1 protein-coding gene is annotated in these 4055 nt (G+C 22.2%); it reads right to left on the bottom strand.

Annotated elements, in window-relative coordinates; all coding sequences use genetic code 11:
• Positions 1 to 73: 73 nt before the first annotated feature.
• A partial coding sequence (locus tag ACTHW2_RS11625; RefSeq protein ID WP_442264082.1) for a diguanylate cyclase occupies positions 74 to 4055 on the bottom strand: 3982 nt, incomplete at its 5' end.

Here is a 4055-nt window from a genome sequence, read left to right on the forward strand (position 1 = left end):
GCAAGATTTCTATTTTTGTTGTTCAGTTTTTATAGATAGTTTCGCAATTACTTAATTTAATCATTTAATAAAATTAAAAATTAGCTAAAAATATATCTGATAATATTTGCACCAAATTAAATTCATCTTTTTTAAATTCCTTTTCACTTATAGATATACAAGTATAAACTATACCTTCTATACTACCATTTTTAATTAAGGGTACATATATTATTGATTTCCAATCTGGTGCTCCTGTTAATGTATTAATTCTATCATAATTATCCCAATCAATAAAGCATTCAGGCTTTTTATAAGATAATGCTCTATTGATAATGTTCAATTTATACTTTGATGTTTTAGAAGATCTAGTTTTAATTCTATTTTTAACAATAGAATCACTTATTTTAAACCCTTTAATAAATGTTAAATGTGCTTCCTCTACATCTAGGTTTTCTATTAAAATATCTAAAAATATATTTCCTTTTTCTTTTAAATCTAAACTTTTTTTAATTAAATTTGTTGTTTTTATTATAGCAAGTGCTATTTTATCATCTATACTACATATATCAAAAGAATCTTCTTGATAATTCTTATAATCATCTTCTCTTTTCGAGTATGAACTTTCCCAAACAGCAACTGAATTTTTTCCTAGTTTATCCTTTGCAAAATATAATGCTTCATCTCCTTTTTTTGTAAGTATTTCTCTCAACTTGCTATGTGTAGGATAGTGAGATACTCCTATGGCTACCGATAGTTTCCTCTCTAATCCTGATATTGATATATTACCAACTTTCCTTCTAATCTTTTCAGCTATTTTAATTCCTTGGCTTAAATCAGTGTCTAATAGTGCTATGATAAATTCATCACCACCATATCTACATACCAAATCTGTTATTCTTGTATTATTTATTAAAACTAGTCCTATTCTTTCTAATACATTATCCCCTTTTAAATGACCACATGTATCATTTATCTTTTTAAAATCATCTAAATCTAACATCAACAAAGTAAATTCTGCATTCCTATCTACATCTTTGTCTATATAGCTTTGTAAACTTGAATCAAAATATTTTCTAGTCATTGTATTTGTTAATTTGTCTGTGTTTGTAATATTTTTCAACATATAGTTTTCTACATTTAAATAAACTAACTTAGAGATACCTTTCAATTTATTGAAGTTTTTATGACTAAATTTATTTATATAACTGTTTGTTTCTAAATAAATATAACCTTTATATCTTTCATCAGCAAATCTTTCATCTTCTTCATAAGTTTTTTCCTTTCTTCTGTCTCCATTTATATATGGACTAATCATTTTAGTTCCAATAGGAACACCTAATATTCCCATATATTCTTTTGATAAAGCTTTAAACATATTTTGCTTACATATATTTATATAACTTTTATTTAATAATATTCCCTCTTTTTTTCTATCTAAATAAACCAGTTTATTTAAATTTAAGTCCTTTATATCCTCCTGTTTCAAGCTAGATAAAATCCTATATTCATTTATTATTTTATCATATAAAATTATAAATCCTTTTTCCGCCATTGTTTTATTTGCTATATATTTTAAAATATTATCCAAGTTATATTTATAATTATCACTTGTAGTACTTAATAACTCTTCAATGTCATGTACTTCGTATTCTTTTTTATAAGTATAAAATATGCTATCTATTTGCTTATCAGTAAGCACAGTTGTAATATCACTTATATCAAAACATTTATATATATCTTCTTTTTTTACATTCATTATTTTCACAAATTTTATATTTTTATTAAACTCTAGTTTAATAGCTCGGCATATATATTCTTTAATTAAATCGCCATGTCTAGATATTATAAATTCTTTTACTAACTCATGATCTTCAAAATATTCAATTGATGACAATATATTCCCTAAACCCTTTAATAAAAAATAAATGGCCCTTTTATAATATTTATTGTTAAAAAGGCTTACTCCTATACTTAGATTTAAAATGTTTTGTACACTTAGACTATACCTATTTGTATCAATAGATTCTAATTCAAATAATATTTTTTTATTAGATTCTATATTAATCTCTATTGATTTTCTTATTATCTCTAAAATTTTTAATTCATTACTAGATTGTAAATTATTATATATATATAGTAATTTATGTGTAAGTTTTAAATCTTTATTTAATAAGCTTAACCCACATATTTTTAATATGATCATTAATGTCTCGTTATTTATACTATTAACAGAATAGCTTTTTAACACATCACGGAGTAGATGCATCTGACTTACATCTATTTCTCCCTTTATACAATAATTATAATAAATCTCCATTAAAATAGATTTATTATATTCTTTCATATTGAAATCTTTATATAGATTTTTTGATAAGATTGTATTTTTTAGAGCCTCATCCCAAACTCCAAAATATCCATAGACTTTAGATAAAAAATCATAATATGAAGAAGTTAATTCTATGTCCCTTATTGAGTTATCATTGAATTTATCATTTATGAAAATATATAAATTATATAAGGATTCAATATCTTCCTTCCATAAATATGTTATAGCTAAATTTATTGTACTTAGAAAAACGCCTCTAAAATCTTTTCGTTTTTCAGAAATTTCATTAGACCTTTCTAATAGCTTTAATGCTTTTTCAATTTGTAGTTTTTCTAAATAAATAATTCCCATATTTAAAGAAAAAATAGAAATGCCAAAGTCTAATTTATATTTCTCAGATATATTATATCCTTTTTCAAAAAAATTTAAGGCTTTCTCATCATCATGAAAGTACTCAAAATAAATTCCGCCTATATTATTTATAGGTTTTATCAACTCTCCTATGTTTTTTTCATAGTTAAAATATTTAATACTTTCTTTAAATGTTTTAATTGCCTTTGTAATAGATCCATTAAGATAATAATGTATTCCAAGCAAGTTATATACATTTCCTAAATGCTGTTCTTTTTTATGATTTTTTGCCATTAATATAAATTCTTCACAAGTTTTTAAAAATAGACCCGAGCTATTGTCTTTTAAATATATTTTACTCTCTAAATATAGTCCCATCATTTTACCTTCATAAAGATTATATTTTTTAGATAAGTCGAATATTTCTTTTATTTTAATAGATACATCTTCCAACTCATTTCTTAAAATAAAATAGTCTGACTCATAATATTTAGATTTAATTATATAAAAATAATTCCCTTGAATCTTAGATATTCTATTTAATTTCTTTATATATGGATATACATCTCTTTCTTTTTCCTTTAAGTTATAAATTTCAATTAAATTATCTAAAATATCCAAAACTTTATAGTTGTTTCTATATAGGGGATCATCTTTTATTAACGAATAAGCTAGCTCCCATAAATATAAAGATTCATTGCTTAATTTATTTTTTCCATTTTTCGCTCTTTTTAAAACAATATTTAATGCTAAATTTTCTTTATTAGATTTTACTAATTGAAAAGATAATTCCTCTAAAATAAAATCTTCTTCTAGAGCTACCTTTTCTAATATAATATTAGATACATTTTCATGGAGTTTTATTTTATACCATTTATTCATTTCATAATATAATAATTTTTTTAATTCTATATTATGAAAATTATATACTAATTTATTATTATAATAATTTTCTTTTATTATTTTATGTTCTAATAGCTCTTTTATTATTTCTTCATTATTTACTTTATTTAAATTAATAATTTCCATAATTACATCATTTAATATATATTTATTAAATATTGAAGCTACATTAATAAAATCAAGTGCCTTTTTTGATACTGAATTTAACTGTTTTTTAAAAATATCATGTATATCTGAATATATAAAAACATCTTCATATTCTTTTATTTCTATCTTCCAATTGCCATTTTCATCGATATCTACATATCCTTTATTATATATGTCCCTAATTACATAATTTAGTTTTAGTAAGTTACCACCTGTCAAATCATATAAAAAAGAAGATAGTTCTTTGCATGAGTATCCAAGCTTAGAACTTATAACATTTCTAAAATCATTCTTTTTTAGATCTTTTAGAGTTATTTTTAAATTTAAAGAACTATCAACCCATTCT

Source organism: Tissierella sp. (assembly GCF_052089545.1).
GTDB lineage: Bacteria > Bacillota > Clostridia > Tissierellales > Tissierellaceae > Tissierella_A.